Source organism: Dyella ginsengisoli LA-4 (genome assembly GCF_000334915.1).
Classification (GTDB): domain Bacteria; phylum Pseudomonadota; class Gammaproteobacteria; order Xanthomonadales; family Rhodanobacteraceae; genus Dyella_A; species Dyella_A ginsengisoli_A.
In genome coordinates this window covers 220,004-241,706 of record NZ_AMSF01000015.1, presented here as the reverse complement: position 1 = coordinate 241,706, position 21,703 = coordinate 220,004, and the positions used below count along the sequence as shown (strand labels likewise).

Annotated in this window: 24 protein-coding genes and 1 tRNA gene; 13 read left to right on the top strand and 12 right to left on the bottom strand. The window is 67.7% G+C overall.

Annotated features, from left to right (window positions below; translation table 11 throughout):
* Positions 1-25: 25 nt before the first annotated feature.
* Positions 26-1,648 (bottom strand): M48 family metalloprotease, encoded by a 1,623-nt coding sequence (locus C693_RS0103775; RefSeq protein ID WP_017460921.1) that lies wholly within the window; start codon positions 1,646-1,648, stop codon positions 26-28.
* Between the two features lie 146 nt (positions 1,649-1,794).
* On the opposite strand from C693_RS0103775, the gene grxC reads away from it, so the two are divergent.
* From grxC to C693_RS0103755, 4 genes are all read left to right on the top strand, one after another.
* Positions 1,795-2,058: a glutaredoxin 3 gene (grxC, locus tag C693_RS0103770; RefSeq protein ID WP_017460920.1), complete on the top strand. Its 264-nt coding sequence runs from the start codon at positions 1,795-1,797 to the stop codon at positions 2,056-2,058.
* The gene (locus tag C693_RS0103765) at positions 2,055-2,441 is read left to right on the top strand and encodes a carboxymuconolactone decarboxylase family protein (protein ID WP_017460919.1); all 387 of its coding nucleotides are present in this window, start codon (positions 2,055-2,057) and stop codon (positions 2,439-2,441) included. Before grxC ends, C693_RS0103765 begins: the two co-directional genes overlap by 4 nt.
* A gap of 162 nt (positions 2,442-2,603) precedes the next feature.
* Entirely contained in the window at positions 2,604-3,617 is a 1,014-nt protein-coding gene (locus tag C693_RS0103760) for an isocitrate dehydrogenase (protein ID WP_017460918.1), read from the top strand.
* 115 nt (positions 3,618-3,732) lie between these two features.
* Positions 3,733-4,866 carry a helix-turn-helix domain-containing protein gene (locus C693_RS0103755; protein WP_017460917.1) on the top strand — a complete coding sequence of 378 codons (1,134 nt, stop codon included), beginning with the start codon at positions 3,733-3,735 and terminating at the stop codon, positions 4,864-4,866.
* Here C693_RS0103755 and C693_RS0103750 read toward each other — a convergent pair.
* From C693_RS0103750 to C693_RS0103720, 7 genes are all read right to left on the bottom strand, one after another.
* On the bottom strand, positions 4,863-6,269 hold the full coding sequence (locus C693_RS0103750; protein WP_017460916.1) for a serine hydrolase domain-containing protein: 1,407 nt from the start codon (positions 6,267-6,269) through the stop codon (positions 4,863-4,865). The two genes, C693_RS0103755 and C693_RS0103750, sit on opposite strands and share 4 nt — an antisense overlap.
* Before the next feature lie 162 nt (positions 6,270-6,431).
* Positions 6,432-6,893, bottom strand: coding sequence for a carboxymuconolactone decarboxylase family protein (locus C693_RS0103745; RefSeq protein WP_017460915.1), 462 nt, complete (start codon positions 6,891-6,893; stop codon positions 6,432-6,434).
* 37 nt (positions 6,894-6,930) lie between these two features.
* Positions 6,931-7,836, bottom strand: coding sequence for an RNA polymerase sigma factor SigJ (gene sigJ / locus C693_RS0103740; protein WP_017460914.1), 906 nt, complete (start codon positions 7,834-7,836; stop codon positions 6,931-6,933).
* 94 nt (positions 7,837-7,930) lie between these two features.
* Entirely contained in the window at positions 7,931-8,854 is a 924-nt protein-coding gene (locus C693_RS0103735; RefSeq protein WP_277813079.1) for an aspartyl/asparaginyl beta-hydroxylase domain-containing protein, read from the bottom strand.
* Positions 8,855-8,983: 129 nt separating this feature from the next.
* A complete protein-coding gene (locus C693_RS0103730) occupies positions 8,984-10,363 on the bottom strand; it encodes a PhoH family protein (protein ID WP_017460912.1) in 1,380 nt (459 codons plus the stop codon).
* A gap of 63 nt (positions 10,364-10,426) precedes the next feature.
* Positions 10,427-10,888, bottom strand: a complete 462-nt coding sequence (locus tag C693_RS0103725) for a peroxiredoxin (protein ID WP_017460911.1) — start codon at positions 10,886-10,888, stop codon at positions 10,427-10,429.
* 242 nt (positions 10,889-11,130) lie between these two features.
* Complete coding sequence (locus C693_RS0103720; protein ID WP_017460910.1) at positions 11,131-11,721, bottom strand: ACT domain-containing protein; 591 nt, start codon at positions 11,719-11,721, stop codon at positions 11,131-11,133.
* A 65-nt stretch (positions 11,722-11,786) separates the two neighbouring features.
* Here C693_RS0103720 and dapA point away from each other — a divergent pair, with 65 nt between their 5' ends.
* Both dapA and C693_RS0103710 read left to right on the top strand, forming a co-directional pair.
* Positions 11,787-12,713: a 4-hydroxy-tetrahydrodipicolinate synthase gene (gene dapA, locus C693_RS0103715; RefSeq protein WP_017460909.1), complete on the top strand. Its 927-nt coding sequence runs from the start codon at positions 11,787-11,789 to the stop codon at positions 12,711-12,713.
* A gap of 36 nt (positions 12,714-12,749) precedes the next feature.
* Positions 12,750-13,334 (top strand): hypothetical protein, encoded by a 585-nt coding sequence (locus tag C693_RS0103710; protein WP_017460908.1) that lies wholly within the window; start codon positions 12,750-12,752, stop codon positions 13,332-13,334.
* Positions 13,335-13,419: 85 nt separating this feature from the next.
* Here C693_RS0103710 and fdxA read toward each other — a convergent pair whose 3' ends face one another.
* Entirely contained in the window at positions 13,420-13,743 is a 324-nt protein-coding gene (fdxA, locus tag C693_RS0103705) for a ferredoxin FdxA (protein ID WP_017460907.1), read from the bottom strand.
* A gap of 48 nt (positions 13,744-13,791) precedes the next feature.
* A tRNA-Glu gene (locus C693_RS0103700) sits at positions 13,792-13,867 on the bottom strand.
* A 219-nt stretch (positions 13,868-14,086) separates the two neighbouring features.
* Between C693_RS0103700 and pcnB the strand changes: the two genes are divergently transcribed.
* The 5 genes from pcnB to panD all read left to right on the top strand — a co-directional run bounded on the left by pcnB (position 14,087) and on the right by panD (position 18,182).
* A complete protein-coding gene (gene pcnB / locus C693_RS0103695) occupies positions 14,087-15,415 on the top strand; it encodes a polynucleotide adenylyltransferase PcnB (protein WP_017460906.1) in 1,329 nt (442 codons plus the stop codon).
* Complete coding sequence (gene folK, locus C693_RS0103690) at positions 15,412-15,909, top strand: 2-amino-4-hydroxy-6-hydroxymethyldihydropteridine diphosphokinase (protein WP_017460905.1); 498 nt, start codon at positions 15,412-15,414, stop codon at positions 15,907-15,909. Before pcnB ends, folK begins: the two co-directional genes overlap by 4 nt.
* Positions 15,910-16,005: 96 nt before the next feature.
* Positions 16,006-16,836, top strand: a complete 831-nt coding sequence (panB, locus tag C693_RS0103685; RefSeq protein WP_017460904.1) for a 3-methyl-2-oxobutanoate hydroxymethyltransferase — start codon at positions 16,006-16,008, stop codon at positions 16,834-16,836.
* Positions 16,837-16,848: 12 nt separating this feature from the next.
* Positions 16,849-17,709: a pantoate--beta-alanine ligase gene (gene panC / locus C693_RS0103680; protein ID WP_017460903.1), complete on the top strand. Its 861-nt coding sequence runs from the start codon at positions 16,849-16,851 to the stop codon at positions 17,707-17,709.
* Between the two features lie 86 nt (positions 17,710-17,795).
* Positions 17,796-18,182, top strand: a complete 387-nt coding sequence (gene panD / locus C693_RS0103675) for an aspartate 1-decarboxylase (protein ID WP_017460902.1) — start codon at positions 17,796-17,798, stop codon at positions 18,180-18,182.
* A gap of 16 nt (positions 18,183-18,198) precedes the next feature.
* Here panD and C693_RS0103670 read toward each other — a convergent pair whose 3' ends face one another.
* Both C693_RS0103670 and queG read right to left on the bottom strand, forming a co-directional pair.
* A complete protein-coding gene (locus C693_RS0103670; RefSeq protein WP_017460901.1) occupies positions 18,199-18,594 on the bottom strand; it encodes a DUF4440 domain-containing protein in 396 nt (131 codons plus the stop codon).
* Positions 18,595-18,597: 3 nt separating this feature from the next.
* Positions 18,598-19,671: a tRNA epoxyqueuosine(34) reductase QueG gene (gene queG / locus C693_RS0103665; protein WP_017460900.1), complete on the bottom strand. Its 1,074-nt coding sequence runs from the start codon at positions 19,669-19,671 to the stop codon at positions 18,598-18,600.
* A 49-nt stretch (positions 19,672-19,720) separates the two neighbouring features.
* Between queG and C693_RS0103660 the strand changes: the two genes are divergently transcribed.
* Together C693_RS0103660 and tsaE are read left to right on the top strand one after the other, a co-directional pair.
* Positions 19,721-21,208, top strand: coding sequence for a bifunctional ADP-dependent NAD(P)H-hydrate dehydratase/NAD(P)H-hydrate epimerase (locus tag C693_RS0103660; protein WP_017460899.1), 1,488 nt, complete (start codon positions 19,721-19,723; stop codon positions 21,206-21,208).
* Complete coding sequence (gene tsaE / locus C693_RS0103655) at positions 21,201-21,692, top strand: tRNA (adenosine(37)-N6)-threonylcarbamoyltransferase complex ATPase subunit type 1 TsaE (RefSeq protein ID WP_017460898.1); 492 nt, start codon at positions 21,201-21,203, stop codon at positions 21,690-21,692. The genes C693_RS0103660 and tsaE overlap by 8 nt, the downstream gene beginning before the upstream one ends.
* Positions 21,693-21,703 lie beyond the last annotated feature (11 nt).

Below are 21,703 nucleotides of genomic sequence, written 5' to 3'. Positions count from 1 at the left end.
GCGCCGCGACTGGATGTCACCCTGGTTACTGCTGGCCGCGGTCCGGGTTGTCTTCGGTCTGCACCTTGCGCTTGCGTAGCTCGAGCACCAACGGGGTCAGCTCGGCGATCCGTGCCTGGATCCGGGCGCGCGCGTAGTAGTCCAGGTCGTCCCGCTTGAGCAGCCGCTTGAGTTGTTCGAGCGCGTCGAAGGGGCGGCCGGAGAGGTAGCTGGCATCGGCATAGGCTTCGCCGGCACGGGCGTCGTATCCGGCCATTTCGTTGGCCCGTGCATAGGTGCGGAAGATGTCCGGATCCTCGCTGGTCGCCGTGGCCGGACGCAGCAGGGCTGCGGCTTGCGCGGCCTGGGCCTTGCTGGGCTTGTCGATGATCAGTGCCTTGGCGTAGGCCAGGGTGATCGCCGCATTGCGGGGCGACTCGTCGTTGAGGGCAGCGTAGGCGCTCAGGGCTCGGGTGCGCTGGCCGTCCTGCAGTTCGGCGTCGGCCAGGGCCAGTCGCAGCACCTGGTTGTCGGGGTGCGATGCCAACAGTGGCTGGAGGACACTGATCGCCTTCGCTCCGCTGCCGCTGCGGGTCAGCGCGAGCGCATAGCCGTAGCGGTTGGCCAGCGTGTCGAAGCCGTGGTGCGGCAGGTTGGCCGAGTAATAGGTGGTCAACCGCAAGGGGTCGCCGGCCAGCACGCGGACCCGCTCGCGCATCAATGCGTAGGTGTCGGCATCGTCCGCTGCGGACGTGGCAGGCAGCAGGTCGGTCGGGTTGCGCACGTAGGCGATCGGTGCGGTGCTCTGTGCCCACTGCTTCGGATCGATGGTGTTTCCGCTGGGGCGTTCCTTCTGCATCGCGATCAGTGCGCCGGCGCGCTCTTTCGCGTCGCTGATGCGTTCGGTGGTGACCGGATGGTCCTGCAGCAGCGCGGGCACGCCGTCGCCTCCGGAACCGGTACGCAACGTGTCCTCCATCCGCTCGAAGAATGCCGCCATGGCGTTGGGATCGAAGCCGGCGCGGGCCAGGGTCTGGATGCCCACCCGATCCGCCTCGATCTCGTCCTTGCGGGTGAAGTTGATCTGTTTCTGCATCAGCGCGCCCTGACCACCCATCAGGATCGCGCCGGCGGCGTCACCGGAATGGGCGCTTGAGCCGGCGGCGATCGCGCCGAGCAGAACCAGTGCCATCAGCGGTGCGTCCTTCTTGGAGGCTTCGAAGGCCCGCTGCAGGTGGTTCTGCGTGATGTGGCCGATCTCATGGGCGATCACGCCGGCCAGCTCGCTCTCGCTGCGGGTGATCTGGATCAGGCCGGAGTTGACCGCGATATACCCACCCGGGGCGGCAAAGGCATTGATCTCCGGATCCTTGACGATCAGGAAGCGGAAATGGTCCTTCGGCTTGTCGCTGGCCGCGACCAGCCGGTAGCCAAGGTGGTTGATGTAGTCGTCCAGCAGGGGGTCGTCGACCACCATGTCCAGTGCGCGCATCTGGCGCAGCATCGCGGCACCGTAATCGTTCGCCTCCTGGTCGGAAATCAGCGCGTTCGCCGAGCTGCCGAGATCCGGCAGGCGCACGTTGTCCTGCGCGCCGGCGGCGAGGCTCAGGCCGGCGCTGACCAGTGCGACGAGCAGGCGGGAAAGGGGACGTCGTGGTGCCATGGTCATAGGTCGGCGACAATAGCACTGCGACCGCGACGGCCGCGCCTCGGTTCCGGCCGGCCGGCGCGCCCCCGTTCACCCACCAGCCGCCTTGTGCGGCGGCACCAGCGGCCCCACGTGAGCCCACTGGAAGTTTTCCCTGGAGTCCGGCAATGCCCAAGATCGAGGTCTATTCCACCGCCGTCTGCCCTTACTGCGTGGCGGCGAAAAACCTGTTGAAGTCCAAGGGCCTGGAGTGGACCGAGGTGCGCATCGACATGGACATGTCCCAGCGCGACACCATGCTCTCGCGCAGCGGCGGCCGGCGCACCGTGCCGCAGATCTTCATCAACGACCAGCACGTGGGCGGGTTCGACGACCTGGTGGCCGCCGACCGCAGCGGCAAGCTGGCCGAGCTGCTGGGAGCCGGCGCATGAGCACCGAGAAGGATCGCCTGGCCGAATTCACCGCCTTTCGCCAGCGCATGAACGAGCGGATCCTGGCCGAAGACAACCAGGTGGTGCGGCGCTTCTTCGCGCTGGACACGCAGACCTACAAGGGCGGCGCGCTCGACGTGAAGACCAAGGAACTGCTCGGCCTGGTCGCCTCGATGGTGCTGCGCTGCGACGACTGCATCAGTTACCACGTGGCCCAGTGCAGGGAGGCGGGTGTGACCCGGGAGGAGTTCTTCGAAACCTTCAGCGTGGGGCTGATCGTGGGCGGATCCATCGTGATTCCGCACCTGCGCCGCGCGGTGGATTTCCTCGACCAGCTCGAGGGCGGCGCCGGCGGGGCGTCGGAGTGTGCCGACCACGCCTGAGCGCGTGCAGCTTTTTGGGATGCTGCGTACAAGCATTTGCATCGCCCGCGGCCCCCGATGCGGTGGCCGCGGCAGCGGGCATAAGCGATAATTCGGCGGTTATAAGGCCCCGATCCCCGCTCGGGCGCCTTCCCCCGGAAACGCATCCCAAGGAGCATCCCCATGAGCAAGACCATTGCCGTGATTCCCGGCGACGGCATCGGCCCGGAAATCATGACCGCTACCCTGCGCGTGCTGGACGCGCTCGATTGCGGTCTTGAGTACGACTTCGCCGAGGCCGGCATGATCGCGCTGGACAAGCATGGCGACCTGCTGCCGAAGGACACGCTGGACAAGATCGCCCAGCACAAGGTCGCGCTCAAGGGGCCGCTGACCACTCCGATCGGCGGTGGCTTCACCTCGATCAACGTGACCCTGCGCCGCCACTTCGACCTGTACGCCAACGTGCGTCCGGCGATCAGTTTCCCGGGCACCAAGTCGCGCTACGACAACATCGACATCATCACCGTGCGTGAGAACACCGAAGGCGCCTACCTGGCCGAGGGCCAGACGGTGTCGGAGGATGGCGAGGTCGCCCAGTCGATCATCCGCAACACCCGCAAGGGCAGCACGCGCATCGTGCGCTACGCCTTCGAGATGGCGGTGAAGAAGGGCCGCAAGAAGGTCACCGCCGTGCACAAGGCCAACATCATGAAGACCAGCTCCGGGCTGTTCCTCAACGTGGCCCGCGAGATCGCCAAGGAATATCCGCAGATCGAGTTCAACGAGATGATCGTGGACAACACCTGCATGCAGCTGGTGATGCGCCCCGAGCAGTTCGACGTGATCGTCACCACCAATCTGTTCGGTGACATCCTGTCCGACCTCTGCGCCGGACTGGTCGGTGGCCTGGGCCTGGCCCCGGGCGACAACATCGGCGAGCACGCGGCGATCTTCGAGGCGGTGCACGGCTCGGCGCCGGACATCGCCGGCAAGGGCATCGCCAACCCCTGCGCGCTGCTGCTGGCCGCGGCCGACATGCTCGACCACCTGGGCATGGTGGAGAAGGGTACCCGCCTGCGCCAGGCGATCCGCGACACCATGACGAACGACCGCGACAGCGTGACGCCGGATCTCGGCGGCAAGGGTTCGACCGAGAGCTTCGGCGAGGCGATCGCCAAGCGCGTTGCGGCCTGACCGGCGGCCGTCACCGCCGGTGACATCGAGGGCCGCGGCATCGCCGCGGCCTTTTGTTTGGGCGCGCACTGGCCAGCGGCTAGGATCATCGTCTCGACCGCGCCACCGGCCCCCGATGCTTTTCTCTCTCTGGACCTTCGTTTACATCGCCGCTGCCGTGCAGGCCGGGTTGCTGGGCCTGGCGTTGTGGCGACGCGCCGCCAACCGGGAGGCCAATCGCCTGCTTGCCGTGTGGGTGGGGCTGACCGCGATCGACCTGGCGGTGAAGGCGATGTTCTGGCATCTGCTCACGCCGGAGTGGTTCCGCGCCTATCGTTTCGTGGCGCTGTTTCCGTTCCTCTACGGCAGCCTGTTCTATCTGTACGTGCGTGCGCTGACGCAGGGGCGCGCCTTCCGCCCGCGTGACGCCGTGCATCTGGCCGGCTTTGTCGTGATGCTGGCGCTCAACAGTTATGTGCTGACCATGGACGAGGCGGGACTGCGGGCGATGGCTGCACGCTGGCTGGCCGGCGAACGCACGATCGGCGCGTGGTTCGACCTGCCACTGTTCCTCTACAGCCTGTCCTATGTGGTCGCCGCGCTGGTGCTGGTTCGCGCGTACCGGCAGCGGCTGCGCCAGCGCCGCTCCGATGCCGACCGCCTGTCACTGCGCTGGATCAACGCAATGGCCGGGTTCCAGATCGCCATCTGGTGCCTGGCTATCGTGCAGGCGCTGTTCTACCTGCCGGTTCTCAACTACGGCCTGTTGTTCGGCCTGATCGCGACCTGGGTATGCGTGGTGGGCTGGTTCAGCCTCGGCCAGCCACCGGTGCAGGACGAGCCGGCATCCGCGCAAACCGTGGCCGTGGACACGAGCGATGAGGACTCCGCGCCCATCGATTCCTCGCGCTACGCGGAGGTGGAGGCGCGGCTGGCGCAGTTGATGGCGAGCGATACGCCGCTGTATCTGGAGCCGGCGTTGACCATTGGCCAGGTCGCGCGGCGCAGCGGCTACCCCGAGTATCTGGTCTCTGCCGTGATCAATCGCCGCCTCGGCGGCAGCTTCTGGGACTACGTCAACCGCTTGCGGGTGGAGGCAGTGCGGGAGCGGTTGGGCGATCCGGCCGAGACGCGCACCATCCTCGATCTGGCCTATGCCTGCGGGTTTACCTCCAAGTCCACCTTCAATGCCGCCTTCAAGCGGCAGGTGGGCGAGACGCCGAGCGGTTATCGCCGGCGTCTCGCTGCCGCCGCCGGTTCGACGGCCTAGGCGCCCGCGGCCGGTTGTCGGTGCAAGGCGGCGATGATCGCAGCGGTGGCGTCGCCGATGCCGGTGCTGCCACCCTGCACGGACAACCCCAGCCGGACCACCACCAAGCGCTCGGACGGCACGATGACGATGTATTGGCCGAAGGCGCCGCGCGCGTAGAACATGTCCTTCGGCAACTGCGGCATGCCCCAAGGCGCATCCCAGACCGGCACGCTGCCTTCGTTGCGAAGGTTGGTCCAGAAGCCGGCGCCGTAGCCGGTATCCAGGGTCTGCGACGCACTGTAGGCGGCCCACCCGGTAGGCAGGATGCGCCGGCCAGCGACCACGCCATCGTCCAGATAGAGCTGCCCGAAGCGCGCGAAGTCGCGGGCGGAGGCGTACATGAAGCCCGAACCGAGCAGGGTGCCGGCGGCGTCGGTCTCGATCACTGAGTGATGCATGCCCAGCGGCTCGAACAGCTCGCGCCGGGCGAAGGTTTCGGCGCCGATGGCGCCATCGCCGCTCGCATCGCCGACCAGCTTCGACAGCAGTGCGAAGCTGAGATTGCTGTAGCCCCAGGCGGTGCCGGGGGGATGCGCCAGCGGCATGCGCGCGGCGTAGGCGGCCGAATCGCTCTCGCGGAACCACATGTGGGTGGCCGGGTTCACCGGGCCTGCGGTCTCGTCGAAGGGCAGGCCGCTGTCCATCCGCAGCAGCTGGTCCACGGTGATCGCGCGATGCGGATCACGGGAGACTGCCCATGCGGCGAGCGGCGCGGGCCCATCCAGCCGCAACCGACCTTGGCGCACCAGGATACCGATCAGCGCCTGGATGACCGACTTGGTGACCGAATGTCCCCAGATCGGCGTTTCCGGCCCGTAGCCCGGCGCGTAACGCTCGGCGATCAGCTGGCCGTCGTGCAACACCACCACGGCCTTGGTCAGGCGCGGATGCGCCGGGTCCGGTTCGGCGAAGGCGATGTCGAGCGCGTGACGCAAGGCCGGATCGGCCGGTGCGACGACGCGCGGTCCAAAGGCATCGGCGATCGCGGGGCGTTTGATCCCGCCGGCCTCGGGTACCGGGCCGTTGCCATGCATGACCACGCAGCCCAGACCTGGCCGGTAGACCGCGCGCGCCGGGAACAGTCCGAGCACACTGCTGCGCACCTCGCCGCGAGGGCGGTCGACGGTGTAGCGCACCGCCCAGTCGATGCCGCCCAGCAACGGTCGTTGCTCCTGAGCGAAGACCTGATCGGGATCGACCCTCGAGACGAAGGCCGCCGCGCACAGCGAATCGCTGACCGACGCGGTGGCCACATGCAAGGCCTCTCGGTTCAGCGCGATGAAGGCCGCTGCCGCGGCAAGCAGCGAGATGAACAGAGCGGCGACCGGCCGGCGCCAGCCGATGGACGAAAGACGAAACATGAGCCCCTCCTTAAGGTGTGAACGAGGGGCGCAGGATGCTTCGATGCGTGCGCGGGATCGTCCGATCCGGCCGATTCGTACGGCCAGGCGCCGATCCCGGACGCTCGTACCGGAACCTCGCACGTTCCCGGCCAGCCTGGTGGGGACGTGCGGCCGGGGCGCTCAGCCGTGCGTGCCGGCCCGGTAGCTGCCGCCGATCGTGCGCGCGGCGACGTTGATCCGATTCCAGCTGTTGATGGCGACCACCAGCAGCGTCAGGTCGACCAGTGCCTCCTCGTCGAAGTGCTGGCGGGCCTGCTCGTGGAGCGCGTCGGATACCGCCTCGGGCGAGGCCAGCTCGGTCAGCTCCTCGGCCCAGGCCAGCGCGAGGCGTTCGCGTTCGCTGTACAGCCGGGTCTCGCGCCAGGCCGGCAGCAGGTGGAGGCGCTGCTCGCTTTCGCCGGCGGCGCGGGCGTCCTTGCTATGCATGTCCAGGCAGAACGCGCAGCCGTTGATCTGCGACACGCGCATCTGCACCAGCTCGATCAGGGCCGGCTCCAGCCGGCCGGCATCGCGGATGTTCTGGCCCAGGGTGATCAGCGGCTGCATGGAGGCGTAATGACGCTGGATGGCAAAACGGGTCATGGCGAAAGCTCCTTGGGTTGCGGCCGGACTGGGCCGTTCAGGACAAGGACGCCGGAGCCTTCGATTTCGTGACCGCCTGCAGGCGTGCCAGCTTGCCCGGATGGCGCAGTGCGTGCACGGCGGCGATGTGCTCTCCGCTCTCGTCGGCTTTGATCCACATCGCCGTGCCCAACGTCTGGCCGTCATGGATGAGCAGTGCCGGTGCACCGTTGAGCGTGCAGATTTCGAAGTCGATGCGGTGTTCCGCCATCTGGCTGCCGATCTGCAGGTAAAGCCGTGCCAGCCGCTCGGCGCCATGCAGCGGACGCAGTGCCGCGCGCACCAGTCCGCCGCCGTCACTGACGTGGATGGCGTCCTCTGCGAACAGCGCGCGCAGGGTCGCCAGTTCGGGCCGCTGCATGGCTGCGACGAAGCGCTGCAGCAGGCGCCGCTGGGTCTGTGCATCGACGTGGAAGCGCGGGCGGCCCTCTCGTAAACGGGTGCGGGCGCGATGCACGCGCTGGCGGCAGGCCTCTTCGGCGATGCCCAGGATCGACGCGGCCTCGGCGTGGCGGTAGTCGAACACCTCGGTAAGCAGGAAGGCGGCCCGCTCTTCCGGACTCAGTCGTTCGAGCAGCAGCAGGAAAGACAGGCTCAGGGTCTCGTGCCGTTCCGCCTCGGTTTCGGGCTGGTCGTCGCCCGCCAGTACCGGTTCGGGCAGCCACGGCCCCGCGTAGTGTTCGCGCTCGGTCCTGGCGCGTCGCAGCCGGTCCAGCGCCAGTCGGGTGGTGACCGTGACCAGCCAGGCTTCCGGGTCGTCCAACTGCCCGGCCTCATGGGCATGCCAGCGCAGCCAGGCGTCGTGCAGCACATCCTCGGCATCGGCGGGACTGCCGAGCATGCGGTAAGCCAGGCCGAACAGGCGCGGACGGTGTTGCTGGAACAGGGCGGTACGCGAATCCATGACATGGGCTCCGGTGGGACGCCACAAGGACGTGCGGTGCCGCTAAAACGTGACTGTCCGGGGACTCACGCGCATGGTGCCGGAGACACTGCGCTCAGCGAACCAGTGGCCACGGGGCCAGGAAGATCAGCCAGATCAGCACCAGCATGCCGATGTACTTCACGGTCCGGAACAGCTTCGGGTGCTTCCTCTTGAAGGCACGGCTACGGTCCCGGTTGCGCTGGTTGAGCGCGAACACGCGATTGACGAAGCCGGTCTTCTCTTCCGGCGACTCGGTGTTCGGCGAGGCAGTGATCTTGCCCATGAAGGCGCCAACCCGCCGGTTGATCGCGTTCATGAGGCTCGTGCGCAGCGGCCGCTCGACATCGGCGAACAGGATCACCCGGGTCTGGCCGGTCCTGTTCTCCGCCCAGTGCACGTAGGTTTCGTCGAACACCACGTCCTTGCCGTCGCCCCAGGCGTGCATCTGGCCGTCGACGAAGATGCGGCAGTCGTCCGAATTCGGCGTGATCAGCCCCAGGTGGTAGCGCAGCGAGCCGGCGAAGGGATCGCGGTGCGGGTTGAGCTTGGAGCCCGGTGGCAGCAGGGCGAACATCGCCGCCTTGACGCTGGGAATGCTGTTGAGCAGACGCACCGTCTGCGGGCACAGCGCCTCGGCCGAGGCCAGCGGTTCGCCGTACCACTTGAGGTAGAAGCGCTTCCAGCCCTGCTTGAAGAAGCTGTTGAAGCTGGCGTCGTTGTGTTTTTCCGCTGCGCGGATGTGGCCCTCGTCGAACAGCGACAGCGCCTCGGCCCGGATCGCCTCCCAGTTGGCCTGCAGCAGGTCCAGCTGGGGAAAGCCGCGCCGGTCGAGGATCGGCCTCGCCGGCACGGCCGAGAAGGCGTACATCAGCAGGTTGTACGGGGCGAACACCGCCGAGTGATCCACCAGCTGGCGGTCGAAGCGCAATTTCACGCGCCCGCGCAGGTGCACCAGCAGCACGCACAGGACGAAGGCGAGCAGCAGGTAGAGAACGATCAGGCGGGGAGTGAACAGGTGCATGGAAGCGGAGGTCCGGACGGCAGGCGACAAGGATAGCGCCGCGGCCCGGTTCCGGCGCGTGTCGCCACGCCCGGACGCCGGAACGGCGCCCGGGCGTGGCCGGGGTCAGAGCGCCTCGGAGGCGAAGTCGGCCAGTCGCGAACGCTCGCCGCGGCGCAGGGTGATGTGCGCCGAATGCGCCCAGTCCTTGAACCGGTCGACCGCATAGGTGAGGCCCGAAGTGGTCTCGGTCAGGTAGGGCGTGTCGATCTGCTCCACGTTGCCCAGGCAGACGATCTTGGTGCCGGGGCCGGCGCGGGTGATCAGGGTCTTCATCTGCTTGGGCGTGAGGTTCTGCGCCTCGTCGATGATCAGGTAGCGGGACAGGAAGGTGCGTCCGCGCATGAAGTTGAGCGAGCGGATCTTGATGCGCGAGGCGAGCAGGTCGTTGGTGGCCTGGCGGCCCCAGCTGCCGCCTTCCTCCGGGTGTGCCAGCACCTCGAGGTTGTCGGTCAGCGCGCCCATCCAGGGGGTCATCTTTTCCTCCTCCGTGCCCGGCAGGAAGCCGATGTCCTCGCCCACCGAGACGGTGGCGCGGGTCATGATGATCTCGCGGTAGCGCTGCTGGTCCATCACCTGGGCCAGCCCGGCGGCCAGCGCCAGCAGGGTCTTGCCGGTGCCGGCGGTACCCAGCAGGGTGACGAAATCGACGTCCGGGTCCATCAGCACGTTGAGCGCGAAGTTCTGCTCGCGGTTGCGCGCCGCGATGCCCCAGACGCTGTGGTTCGGGTGGCTGTGATCGTCCAGCAGCACCAGCGTGGCCTGCTCCTCGTCCACGGCCATGACGCGCAGTTCGACGCTCTCGTCGCCGGGCAGGAACAGGCACTGGTTGACGTACCAGTCCTCGCCCTCGGCGCGGTCCAGCCGATAGAAGGTGCGGCCCCGTTCACTCCAGGATTCGACCTCGGGGTGGCGATCCCAGAAATCCTCCGGCAGCTCGCCGGCGCCGGTGTAGAGCAGGGCGAAGTCGTCCAGCGCCTTGTCGTTCTCGTAGTCCTCCGCGTCGATGCCGAAGATGCTGGCCTTGATCCGCAGGTTGATGTCCTTGCTGACCAGCACCACCGGGCGTCCGGGCTGCTGGTCGAGCAGTTCCAGCACCGCGGCGAGGATCAGGTTGTCGGCCTTGCCGTGGTTGCTGGTGGCGCGCTGCTGGAAGTACAGCCGGCCGGTCTCCGTGCCGCGCTTCAGATTCACGCCGGAGGGATTGTCCAGCGGCAGGCCGTCCTTGATGCCGTGGCCGTTGCCGCGTTCGATCAGCTCGTTCAGGAAGCGGCTGACCTGGCGGCCGTTGCGGGAGACTTCCGACGCGCCCTTCTTCTTTTCGTCCAGTTCCTCCAGCACCGTCATCGGGATGAAGATGTCGTGTTCTTCGAAGCGGAACAGCGACGTCGGGTCGTGCAGCAGCACGTTGGTGTCGAGCACATAGATGCGCTTGCTTCCGGTCATGCGGAAGAAACCTCGCTGGGCGTCTTGGAGGGGAGGGTCATGGAATCGACGGGGCGGTCGGGCCTAGGTGGCCGGGATCGCGTCGAGCACCGCCTGCGCGTGGCCCGCGACCTTCACGCCGCGCCACTCGGCGGCGAGTCGGCCGTCGGGATCGACCAGGAAGGTGCTGCGCACGACGCCCAGGTGCTTCTTGCCGTACAGCGTCTTCTCGTGGATCACGTCGAAGGCCTGGCACCAGGATTCGTCGGTGTCGGCCACCAGCGGGAAAGGCAATTCCTGCTTGGCGGCGAAGTTGGCGTGGGACCGGACCGAATCGCGCGAGACGCCGATCACCTGTGCGTTGCGCCCGCGGAATTGCGGATACAGGTCGCGGAACTGCTGCGCTTCAGTGGTGCAGCCGGGCGTGCTGTCCTTGGGGTAGAAGTAGATCACCAGCCACTGGCCCTTCAGGCTCGACAGCTTGAGCTCGGTGTCATCGCCCGTGTGTCCTTTCAGGGCGGGGATTTTCTTGCCGACTTCAGGCATGGGGTCTCCGGCGGCAGCGCAGGGCTGTCGCGCATGTGTTGGGATAGGGGATGGCCGCGGAACGCGGCGGAAAAGAGGGGCGGCGAAAACACGCGGCGGTCAGGGCGTCGCCGCTCGTGCGGCGCTGGTTCCTCGAAGGATACCCTGACTGCATGGCTGGCCTCGCAAACGTCCCGGGCCAGAGACTAGCGCGTCTGGCGGGGAATGAAAGCCCTTGTCAGACACGCGCGGCGGAGCGATCCTCAGAACTTCACCGGATCCATGATGGCATCCAGGTTCAGGCTGTCGCACAGTTCCAGGAAATCGTCGCGCAAGGTGGCGATGTGCAGGTCCGACGGGATGCCGATGGTGATCTGCGCCTGGAACATTTCCGCGCCCGTCTGCATCGCCTGGTAGCGCATCGAGCTGAGCTGCTCGACGCTGATCCGGTTGCGATGGAAGAACTCCACGATCCGAACCAGGATGCCGGGACGATCGGCGCTGACGACTTCGACCAGATAGGGCAGCAGTCGGGAGTCCGGCTCGCGCGGCTGCGTGCGGTAGTGAACCAGATGCAGCTCTTCGTCGCGGGCCAGCTTGGCCAGTGCATTCTCCAGCTTGGCCAGCGCATCCCAGGCACCGCTGGCCACCAGCACCAGGGCACTGTCGCCGCCGATGGTGGACACCCTCGCGTCGGACAGGTTGCAGCCAGCGTCGGCGATGCGCCTCGCCAGCGTCAGCAGGGGGCTCTTGCCGGTGGAGGAGAGGGTCTGGATCAGCAGCTGGTGGTGGTCGCTGCCGGCACGGGGGGGAGTACGGTTCAAAGGCTTGCCTGCCTGGCGGGGATCGTCCACGGAACGGGGAATCCCGCGCAACGGCCCTCGAGCTTACTTGCCCGTCGCGCGAGCCCGCAAGTAACATGCTGGACTCGATTTTTGCCGGAAACCTTGCCTTGGACATCCGCGGCAGCATCTGCGCTTTGGCGACGCCGTTCACCCCGGACGGGGCGCTCGATCTCGACGCCTTCGGCCGCCTGCTGGATTACCAGATCGACGGCGGGACGCAGGCGGTGGTCGTGGCCGGGTCCACCGGCGAGGCACACATGCTCGAGCATGACGAGTTCGACACCCTGTTGTCGTTCGCGGTGCGCCACGTCGGCGGCCGCGTACCGGTCATCGCCGGCACCGGCGAGGCCGGCACGGCCAAGACCGTCGCGCTGACCCGGCGGGCCGCATCGCTCGGCGCGGATGCCGCACTGGTGGTGACGCCTTACTACGTGCGTCCCACGCAGGGAGGCCTGCACCGCCACTTCGCCGACGTGGCCGACCATGGCGGGCTTCCGGTGATTCTCTACAATGTGCCCGGCCGCACCGGCTGCGACCTGCTGCCGGAGACTACCGCGCTGCTGCGCGATCATCCGGGCATCATCGGCATCAAGGAAGCGCGTGCCGACGCACAGCGCATTGCGGCGACAGCGGAACTTGCGCGTTCGGATTTCGTCTATCTGTCCGGCGACGACGGTACGGCGGCCCAGGCCATGCTCGGCGGTGCGGCGGGAACCATCTCGGTGGTGGCCAACCTGGTGCCGGCGGTGTTCCGCGAGTTGTGCGACGCGGCGACGGCCGGCAAGGCGGACGCGGCGAGTGCCGTCGATGCCAGGCTGGCTCCGCTGGTGGACGCGCTGAACGGCGCGCCCAACCCGATCGCGGTGAAGTCGGCGCTACCCTGGCTCGGCCTCGGCAGCGCGATGCCCCGGCTTCCCCTGGTCGAACTGGCCGAGGGCGCGGTACGCGATCAGATTCGCCAGGCGTTGATCCGCCTGGCTCCCTTGGCCGTCGCCGCCTGACCCAGGCGACACGAACCTTCCACGGAAAACCATTACATGAAGAAAACCTCGCTTGCTGTGGCCTTGCCGGCCTTGCTTCTTTCCGGGCTCATGCTCTCGGGCTGCGGCATGTTCCGCTCGCACAAGGCCTGGGATACCGCCAAGCAGGAGTCTCCGCTGGAGATCCCGCCGGGTATGGATACGCCCTCGGCCAGCGAGGCGTTGGTGATCCCGCCTCCGGGTGCCAACCAGCCGACTGCCAATGGTGCTACCGCGGCTACCCAGAGCGGCGCTGCGACCATCACGGATGGCTTCGTGGTGAGTGGCGACGTCGAGACCGCCTACCAGCGTGTTGGTCAGGTGCTCGATGCGGGGGACATTGGCCAGGTGACCGCGCGTGACCCCTCGGCCCACAGCTTCACCGTGACGGTGATGGCCGGCGCCAAGGTGGCGAAAAAGCGCGGCTTCTTCGGGCGCATGTTCCACGGCAACGACGAGGGCGGTAGCTCGCGCGCGATGCCGCAGCAGGTGCTGGTGACGGTGAGTGCAAGCGGCCAGAAAGGCAGCGAGGTGCGCGCGCAGGGTTCGGCTCCGGCCGTGGCGAAGGCGGTCGATGGCCTGAGGGCCAAGCTCGGCGGTTGATTCGCCGAGGAGCCGTAAACAAAAAAGCCGCCCTGATGGGCGGCTTTTTTCATGGGCGAATGACCGGTTTTCGTCGCAGGAGTGGTCAGCGCTCGAGCAGGTCGATCTTGTTCGGTTTGCCTTCCCAGGCCTTGGCGTCGGCCAGGGCGTCCTTGCGCTCGGTGATGACCGGCCAGCTCTTGGCCAGGTCGGCATTGAGCTGCACGAAGCCCTCCTGCCCGGCTGGAACGTCGTCTTCCGGATAGATGGCGTTGATCGGGCACTCCGGCTCGCAGAGGGTGCAGTCGATGCACTCGTCCGGGTCGATCACCAGGAAGTTCGGGCCTTCGTGGAAGGCGTCGACGGGGCAGACCTCAACGCAATCGGTGTACTTGCACTTGATGCAGTTGTCGGTGACGACAAAGGTCATGCGGGGAAGGATTCCGTCGAGGTGACAGGCAAGACGGCCTGGCTGAAGTGGCGCTCCCTACGAGGTTCGAACTCGTGTTCCCGCCTTGAGAGGGCGGTGTCCTAGGCCACTAGACGAAGGGAGCGTTCTGACTCAGAGCGCGCTAGTATAGCGAAATTGTTTCGGCCGGCAATGCCTTTTTGCGGCATTCGCCGGCTTTATCTCCCGCGCCTCAGCCCGGGGCGGTTCGGGTGCCGTGCGCCGCCGCGCGCGGTATGCCTCGCTTGCGGCGTGGGTTAGGCTTCCGGGCTTCACGATCGGCAGGGACTGTGACCGCTTGAACCACGAAACAGGGACCGACGGCATGCCTGCGCTGCGGATCATTCCGCGCGACCAGCATGTGATTTCCCGCAAGAACATCAGCAAGGCCGCGCTGCGGGTGCTTTATCGCCTCAACGAAGCCGGCTATGACGCATATCTCGTTGGCGGCGCCGTCCGCGATCTTCTGCTCGGCGGCCATCCCAAGGACTTCGACGTGGCGACCAGTGCCACGCCCGACGAGGTCAAGAAGCTTTTCCGCAACTGCCGGCTGATCGGTCGACGCTTTCGCCTGGCGCACGTCGTGTTCGGCCCGGAGATCATCGAGGTCGCCACGTTCCGCGGCACCGGCGAGGAAGACGGTGAAGGCGATCGCCACATCGTCGACGGCCGCATCGTGCGCGACAACGTCTGGGGAACGATCGAGGAGGACGCGGTGCGCCGCGACTTCCGTGTCAACGCGATGTACTACGACATCAGCGATTTCTCGGTGCGCGACTACGTCGGCGGCATGCAGGACGTGCAGGACAAGGTGCTTCGGCTGATCGGCGATCCGGTCACGCGCTACCGCGAGGACCCCGTGCGCATGCTGCGCGCCGCCCGCCTGGCGGCCAAGCTGGATTTCCGCATCGACGAGGCCGCCGCGGCGCCATTCGAAAGTCTGGGGCCGCTGCTGACCGAGGCGGCACCGGCCCGCCTGTTCGACGAGTCGCTCAAATTGTTCCTGGCCGGGCACGGGCTGAAGAGTTTCCGCATGCTCGAGCAGTGCGGACTGCTACGGTTCCTGTTCCCGTCGACGGCGCGGGCGTTGAAAGGCGGCGACCGGGCGCTGCGCGCCCTGGTCGAGCGCGGCTTGGCGAACACCGATGCGCGCGTGGCCGAGGGCAAGTCGGTGACGCCAGCCTTCCTGTTTGCCGTGCTGCTGTGGGGCGAAGTGCGCGATCGCGCGCTGGATCTGGTCGCGGGCGGCCTGGACATGTCCGAGGCGTGGGCGCGGGCAGCGGCCCACGTGGTTGGCGAGCAGTGCCAGCGGGTGGCGATCCCGCGACGTTTCACGCTGACGATGGAAGAGATCTGGGCCTTGCAGCCGCGCTTCGAGCAGGTGCAGCGCAAGCGGGTGCTGAGGCTGCTTGCGCAACCGCGGTTCCGCGCGGCGTTCGATTTCCTGCTGCTGCGGGCCGAGGAGTCGCCGGCAATCCGGGAGCTCGGCCTGTGGTGGGACCACGCGCAGCAGCTTCCGGTCGACGTGCTCGCGGCCGCACTGCCCGCCGGCAGCGCGGCGCAGGGGACAGACCTGGTCGCAGCGACCAGCGCGCGTCCTCCGCGCAAGCGTCGCCGCAGGCGAAAGCCGGGCGGACACTCCGGCTCCGCATGAGCGAGCCCGCCGCCACGGATGCCTATGTGGCATTGGGCAGCAACCTCGGGGATTCGCGCGCCACGCTTGCCGGCGCGACCGAGGCATTGGCTGACTTGCCGGGTAGCCGGCTGGTCGGTGCCTCCCGCATCTACCGGACGCCGCCATGGGGCCGGCGCGATCAGCCGGATTTCCTCAACGCGGTGGTGTGTCTGCGCACCTCGCTTTCACCGCATGACCTGCTCGATGCATTGATGGCGATCGAGCGCCGGTTCGGCCGCACGCGCGATGGTGAGCGCTGGGGGCCGCGCACGCTCGATCTCGATCTGCTGCATGTGGACGGCGTGGTGCTGGACCAGCCGCGGTTGACCCTTCCGCATCCGCGGATAGGCGAACGCGCCTTCGTATTGCTGCCCCTGGCCGACCTGGCACCCGAACTGGAGTTGCCGGGACAGGGGCGGGTGACCGAGCTGTTGCAGCGGGCGGATACCGTTGGATGCGAACCGGTCGATTGAACCGCGTGCTGCACTGCGGCGTCGAGGGTTTATGATGGTCGGCCCGCGGCAGATTCCGGTGTCGATCCGGGCGGCCGTTCCAACAGGAAACACTACGTGTACGCGCAAAACGCCAGTGCCTCCGACCGCAAGCCGGTGACCGTCCCGTCCCTGCGTGCCATGAAGACCGAAGGTCGCCGCATCGTCATGCTCACCGCCTACGACGCGAGCTTCGCCCATCAACTCGAGGTCGCCGGCGTCGACGTCGCGCTGGTCGGAGACTCCCTCGGCATGGTGGTTCAGGGCCACCCCAGCACCCTGCCGGTCACCCTGGACCAGATGGTCTACCACACCGCCGCGGTGTCCCGTGGGTTGCACGCTACGCTGCTGGTGGCGGATCTGCCGTTCATGAGTGATCGCGATACGGCGCATGCGCTGGAGGCCGGTGCCCGGCTGGTGGGTGAAGGCAATGCCTCGATGGTCAAGATCGAGGGTGGTGCGGCGCATGTGTTGGACGCAATCAACGCGCTGGCCGTTCGGGCCATACCAGTCTGTGCCCATCTGGGCCTGACGCCGCAGTCGGTCCACAAATTCGGCGGCTTCCGCATTCAGGGGCGCGAGGAAGAGGCTGCCAGTCGCGTGCTGGATGAATCCCGGGCTGTCGAGGCTGCCGGCGCCGACCTGCTGGTGCTCGAGGGCATGCCGGTGGCGCTTGCCGAGCGGATCACCGCGGCGGTGTCGATTCCGACCATCGGCATCGGGGCCGGTCCACATTGCGACGGACAGGTGCTGGTGCTGCACGATCTGCTGGGCGTGACGCCCGGCAAGCGACCGAAATTCAGCAAGGACTACCTGCAGGGACGCGATTCGGTGTCTGCAGCCATCTCGGCATTTGTCGACGAGGTGCGCAGCGGCGCCTTCCCCGCTCCCGAGCACTGCTTCAACTGAAGGCCATCCTCGATGCAGACCGTGCATGATGCCGGGGCGCTTCGCGCTGTCGTTCGCGGCTGGCGTGCCGCCGGTCAGACCGTGGGCTTCGTGCCCACCATGGGCAATCTCCACGCCGGGCACTTTGCGCTGGTGCGGCTGGCGCGGGCGCGCGCCGACCGGGTCGTTGCCAGCGTGTTCGTGAATCCCACCCAGTTCGGCCCGAACGAGGATTTCTCCCGCTATCCGCGCACGCTGGTACAGGACCAGGCCGGTCTGGCCGAGCACGATTGCGACCTGCTGTTCGCGCCCGACGTGGCGACCATGTATCCATACGGTGCGGAGCACACGGTGCGGTTGAGCGTGCCGCAGATCACCGAGACGCTGGAGGGCGCGCATCGCCCCGGCCATTTCGATGGCGTGGCGACGGTGGTGTGCAAGCTCTTCAACCTGGTGCAGCCGGATCTGGCCGTGTTCGGCCAGAAGGACTTCCAGCAGCTGAAGGTGATCGAGCGCATGGTGCGCGACCTGGCGTTACCGGTGAAGGTGATCGCCGCACCCACCCAGCGTGCCGCGGACGGGCTGGCACTGAGTTCGCGCAACCAGTATCTGAGCGACGCCGAGCGCGCGCTGGCGCCGCGTATTCACCAGGTGCTGGTGCAGATGCGCGACATGCTCGGCAAGGGGCATGTACCCAGGGTGCTGGAGCAGGCGGCGGCCGGGCAGCTCGAGCGTGCCGGTTTCGTCCCCGATTACGTGGCGATCCGCCGCGCGGACGATCTCGCCGAGCCGGCGGCAGGCGAGCGCACCGGCCTGGTTGGCCTGGTCGCGGCGCGCCTGGGCAGCACCCGACTGATCGACAACTTGCTGTTCGACGGAGCCGTCCCCACGTAAGCGGTTCCCTCCGGCGGTGTTGCAGTGCACGGCCGGCGACTCGATAATTGAGGGCTACGCAGGCCGTACCTGCTGGAAGTGATGCCATGCACCTGAACATGCTCAAGGCCAAGATCCACCGCGCGACGGTGACCCACGCCGAGCTCCATTACGAAGGTTCGATCGCGATCGACAGCCTGTTGCTCGAAGCGTCGGGCATCCGCGAGTACGAGCAGATCCACGCCTGGAACATCAACAACGGCAAGCGCTTCGTCACCTATGCCCTGAAAGCCGAGGCCGGCTCGGGCATCATTTCGGTGAACGGCAGCGCAGCCCACCGCGCGCAGCCGGGCGACCTGATCATCATTGCCGCGTTCAGCCAGATGTCCGAGGCCGAGGCCGAAGCGCACCAGCCGATGCTGGTCTACGTGGACGCGAAGAACGGCATCTCGCACACCAACCGCTCGATTCCCACCCAGATGGCCGCCGCCTGAGGCGACGGCCCGCGGGTCACGCGCGCTGCGTCAGCAGCGTGCCCTGGTGGAACACCGCCTTCCAGCCGTCGACCGTGCGGCGCCACAGCGTCGTGCGGCGGCTGCCGCGCTCCTCCTGCCACAGCACGTAGGTCAGCAGGTAGAGGCTGGGCGAGAGCGGGTGGCACTCGAAGCCTTCGGCGCGCCATTGCTCCTTCACCGGGTGACGGACCCGCTGGCTCAGCACGTCGAGCACCTCGGCGCGGCTGTAACGCTGGCCGGAGGCGCCGATTTCCCAGAACGTCTCCTCGGTGATGCGCTCGCCGTCGGCCGGTCCGGCGTCGGACTCGGGGCGATGGAAGATCGGCTCGCGCTCGCGCAGTTCAGCCAGCACGTCTTCCAGTCGCGGCATGGTCTTCATCGTGTCGCTCATCGGCTACCTCGTCTCGTCCTGCCGGGCCAGCGCCCAGGCTACGTGCTCGCGCACCAGGTCCGACGGATGGTCCGCGCGTGCCAGCAGCGCGGTGCGCACCGCGTCGGACCGCGGTGCATTGCCCAAGGCTACCGCGATGTTGCGCAGCCAGCCCTCGTAGCCGGTGCGGCGGATCGCCATACCCTCGGTTCGTTGCAGGAATTCGGCCTCGCTCCAGGCGAACAGTTCGACCAGCTTGCTTCCGTCGAGCCGATGCCGTGGTGCGAAATCGGGTTCGGCCGTCGTCTGTGCGAATTTGTTCCAGGGGCAGACCAGTTGGCAGTCGTCGCAGCCGAAAATGCGATTGCCCATCGGCGCACGGAGTTCTTCGGGGATGCTGCCTTTCAGCTCGATGGTCAGGTACGAAATGCAGCGCCGTGCGTCGAGCCGGTAGGGTGCGACGATTGCCTGGGTCGGGCAGACATCCAGGCAGCGCCGGCAGCTGCCGCAGTGCTCGCTGGCCGGTGTGTCGACCGGTAGTGGAAGATCGGTGTAGAGCTCGCCGAGAAAGAAATACGAGCCGGCCCGGCGATGGATCAGCACGGTGTGCTTGCCGATCCAGCCCAGGCCGGCATTGCGCGCCAGTGCCTTTTCCAGGACCGGAGCGGAATCGACGTAGGCGCGGTAGCCGAAATCGCCGATTTCCGCGCGGATGCGGTCGGCCAGTTTCTGCAGGCGCTGGCGCAGCAGCTTGTGGTAATCGCGTCCCAGCGTGTAGCGCGAGATGTAGCCAAGTTCGCCGTCTTCGATCACCGACCATGCACGGTCGATATCCGGCGGCGCGTAGTCCATACGCACCGAGATCACCCGCCGGGTGCCAGGTTCCAGCTCGCCGGGGCGACTGCGCTTGGCACCGTGACGCGCCATGTAGTCCATTTCGCCGTGGTGGCCTTCGGCCAGCCAGCGTTGCAGATGGACCTCGTCCTCGGCCAGGTCCACTCCGCTGATGCCGGCTTCGGCAAAGCCGAGGTCGCGTGCCCATTGCTTGATGGAGCGGGCCAGCAGGGCATAGTCGATGGCGGGGGCAGGGCTTCGCATGCGGCTAGTCTAAATCGCCGCGGCGCTGCCGCCTGCCTATAATCCGCCGATGGATGCCACGGACCCTCGCTACGCGCTCTACACCGTCGGCCAGGTGCGTGCACTCGATCGCCATGCCATCGAGGTGCTCGACATCCCCGGCTTCGAACTGATGCGCCGGGCGGCAGCGGCGGCGCTGGCATGCCTGCGCCGCCGCTGGCCGCAGGCGCGACGCATCGCCGTCTGGTGCGGGCCGGGCAACAACGGCGGCGACGGCTACCTGCTCGGCGCACTGGCGCGCGAGGCCGGCATGCTGGTCGAGCTGGTCGCCGTGTCCGGCAAGGCCGCCGGCGATGCGCTGAAGGCGCGCACCGCCTTCGAATTCGCCGGCGGACGCGTACACCTGCTCGAGGACATGGCCGCATGGCCCGAGGCCGACGTCCATGTGGACGCGCTCTACGGCAGCGGGCTGAACCGCGCACCCGGGGCACCGGTGGCGGCGCTCATCGAGCGTATCAACGGCAGCGGCCGGCCGGTGCTGGCGCTGGATGTCCCCTCGGGCCTCGATGCCGATCTCGGCATCTGTCCCGGTGCGGCGGTGCGGGCGACGACAACGGTCTGCTTCATCGCCGCCAAGCGCGGCCTTTACACCGGTGTCGGTCCGGACGTGGTCGGCAAGCTGGAGCTCGACACGCTGCAACTGCCGGATGCGCTGTGGGAAAGCCAGCCGCCTGCGGCGATGTTGTTGCGCCCCGATGCCCTGCCGGCACGTCGACGCAGTGCGCACAAGGGTGACAGTGGCCACCTGCTGGTCGTCGGTGGCGAGCAGGGCACGGCTGGAGCCATCCGGCTATGCGGTGAGGCCGCGCTGCGCGCCGGGGCAGGGTTGGTCAGCGTGGCCACGCACATCGGGCACGTGCCCGCGCTCAACGCCGGGCGTCCGGAGCTGATGGCGCACGGAGTGAACGGGCCACAGGCGCTGGAGCCGCTACTCGGTCGCGCCGACGTACTGGCAGTCGGTCCGGGGCTTGGTCAGGCTGCCTGGGGGCACGCGTTGTGGCTTACCGCGCTCGACTCCGGCCGGCCGCTGGTGCTCGATGCCGATGGTCTCAACCTGCTCGCCCGCGAGCCACGACGCTTCGACCGCGCAGCCGTGCTGACGCCGCATCCCGGCGAGGCCGCGCGTCTGTTGGGAACGGACGTTGCCACCGTCCAGTCGGATCGTTTCGCCGCGGTACGCGAGTTGGCCGGCCGTTTCGGTGCGGTGGTGGTCCTGAAGGGGGCCGGCAGCCTCGTTGCGCATCCGGATGGGCGGTTGGCGGTCTGTCCCTGGGGGAACCCGGGGATGGGCGCGGGAGGGATGGGCGACGTGCTGACCGGGGTGATCGGCGCGCTGCTCGCACAGGGCGCGACGGCGTGGGAGGCCACGTGCCTGGGGGTCGGCCTGCATGCGCGTGCAGGCGACGCGGCCGCGCTGGAGGGCGAGCGCGGGATGGTCGCAGGTGACCTGATGGCGCCACTGCGGCGGCTCTCCAACGGACTGGCGGCCCATGCTTGAGCGCACCTTCGTGCTGCCCGACGAGGGGGCTACGCAACGGCTGGCTTCGTGCGTGGGTGCGGCGATGGAGCGTGGGGCGGTGTTTCATCTGAGCGGTGAGCTGGGTGCGGGCAAGAGCAGCTTCGCGCGTGCGCTGCTGCAGGCGCTGGGGGTCAAGGGGCGGATCAAGAGCCCGACCTACAGCCTGGTCGAAAACTATCCGCTCGAACGCGGCCAGGCCTGGCATCTGGATCTCTATCGCATCGCCGATCCTGACGAACTGCAGTGGCTCGGGGTGGACGCGCTGGGCGAGCCGGATGCGGTGGTGCTGATCGAGTGGCCGCAGCACGGGCGGGGCGCCATTCCATCTCCCGACGTCGAGCTTGCGCTGGCCTATGCCGAAACCGGACGCCATGCCCGGTTGAGCGCGCGCACCGTCCGTGGCGAGCAGCTGCTTGAACGCCTGGGTGCGGGCCCGGAGACGCCAGTGCAGGCGCGAGGCTGACGCTAAGCTTG

Coding starts and splice junctions, on each gene's coding strand:
- C693_RS0103775 (WP_017460921.1), bottom strand. CDS start 1,648: ATGACCATGGCACCACGACGTCCCCTTTCCCGCCTGCTCGTCGCACTG.
- grxC (WP_017460920.1), top strand. CDS start 1,795: ATGCCCAAGATCGAGGTCTATTCCACCGCCGTCTGCCCTTACTGCGTG.
- C693_RS0103765 (WP_017460919.1), top strand. CDS start 2,055: ATGAGCACCGAGAAGGATCGCCTGGCCGAATTCACCGCCTTTCGCCAG.
- C693_RS0103760 (WP_017460918.1), top strand. CDS start 2,604: ATGAGCAAGACCATTGCCGTGATTCCCGGCGACGGCATCGGCCCGGAA.
- C693_RS0103755 (WP_017460917.1), top strand. CDS start 3,733: ATGCTTTTCTCTCTCTGGACCTTCGTTTACATCGCCGCTGCCGTGCAG.
- C693_RS0103750 (WP_017460916.1), bottom strand. CDS start 6,269: ATGTTTCGTCTTTCGTCCATCGGCTGGCGCCGGCCGGTCGCCGCTCTG.
- C693_RS0103745 (WP_017460915.1), bottom strand. CDS start 6,893: ATGACCCGTTTTGCCATCCAGCGTCATTACGCCTCCATGCAGCCGCTG.
- sigJ (WP_017460914.1), bottom strand. CDS start 7,836: ATGGATTCGCGTACCGCCCTGTTCCAGCAACACCGTCCGCGCCTGTTC.
- C693_RS0103730 (WP_017460912.1), bottom strand. CDS start 10,363: ATGACCGGAAGCAAGCGCATCTATGTGCTCGACACCAACGTGCTGCTG.
- C693_RS0103725 (WP_017460911.1), bottom strand. CDS start 10,888: ATGCCTGAAGTCGGCAAGAAAATCCCCGCCCTGAAAGGACACACGGGC.
- dapA (WP_017460909.1), top strand. CDS start 11,787: ATGCTGGACTCGATTTTTGCCGGAAACCTTGCCTTGGACATCCGCGGC.
- C693_RS0103710 (WP_017460908.1), top strand. CDS start 12,750: ATGAAGAAAACCTCGCTTGCTGTGGCCTTGCCGGCCTTGCTTCTTTCC.
- fdxA (WP_017460907.1), bottom strand. CDS start 13,743: ATGACCTTTGTCGTCACCGACAACTGCATCAAGTGCAAGTACACCGAT.
- pcnB (WP_017460906.1), top strand. CDS start 14,087: ATGCCTGCGCTGCGGATCATTCCGCGCGACCAGCATGTGATTTCCCGC.
- folK (WP_017460905.1), top strand. CDS start 15,412: ATGAGCGAGCCCGCCGCCACGGATGCCTATGTGGCATTGGGCAGCAAC.
- panC (WP_017460903.1), top strand. CDS start 16,849: ATGCAGACCGTGCATGATGCCGGGGCGCTTCGCGCTGTCGTTCGCGGC.
- panD (WP_017460902.1), top strand. CDS start 17,796: ATGCACCTGAACATGCTCAAGGCCAAGATCCACCGCGCGACGGTGACC.
- C693_RS0103670 (WP_017460901.1), bottom strand. CDS start 18,594: ATGAGCGACACGATGAAGACCATGCCGCGACTGGAAGACGTGCTGGCT.
- queG (WP_017460900.1), bottom strand. CDS start 19,671: ATGCGAAGCCCTGCCCCCGCCATCGACTATGCCCTGCTGGCCCGCTCC.
- C693_RS0103660 (WP_017460899.1), top strand. CDS start 19,721: ATGGATGCCACGGACCCTCGCTACGCGCTCTACACCGTCGGCCAGGTG.
- tsaE (WP_017460898.1), top strand. CDS start 21,201: ATGCTTGAGCGCACCTTCGTGCTGCCCGACGAGGGGGCTACGCAACGG.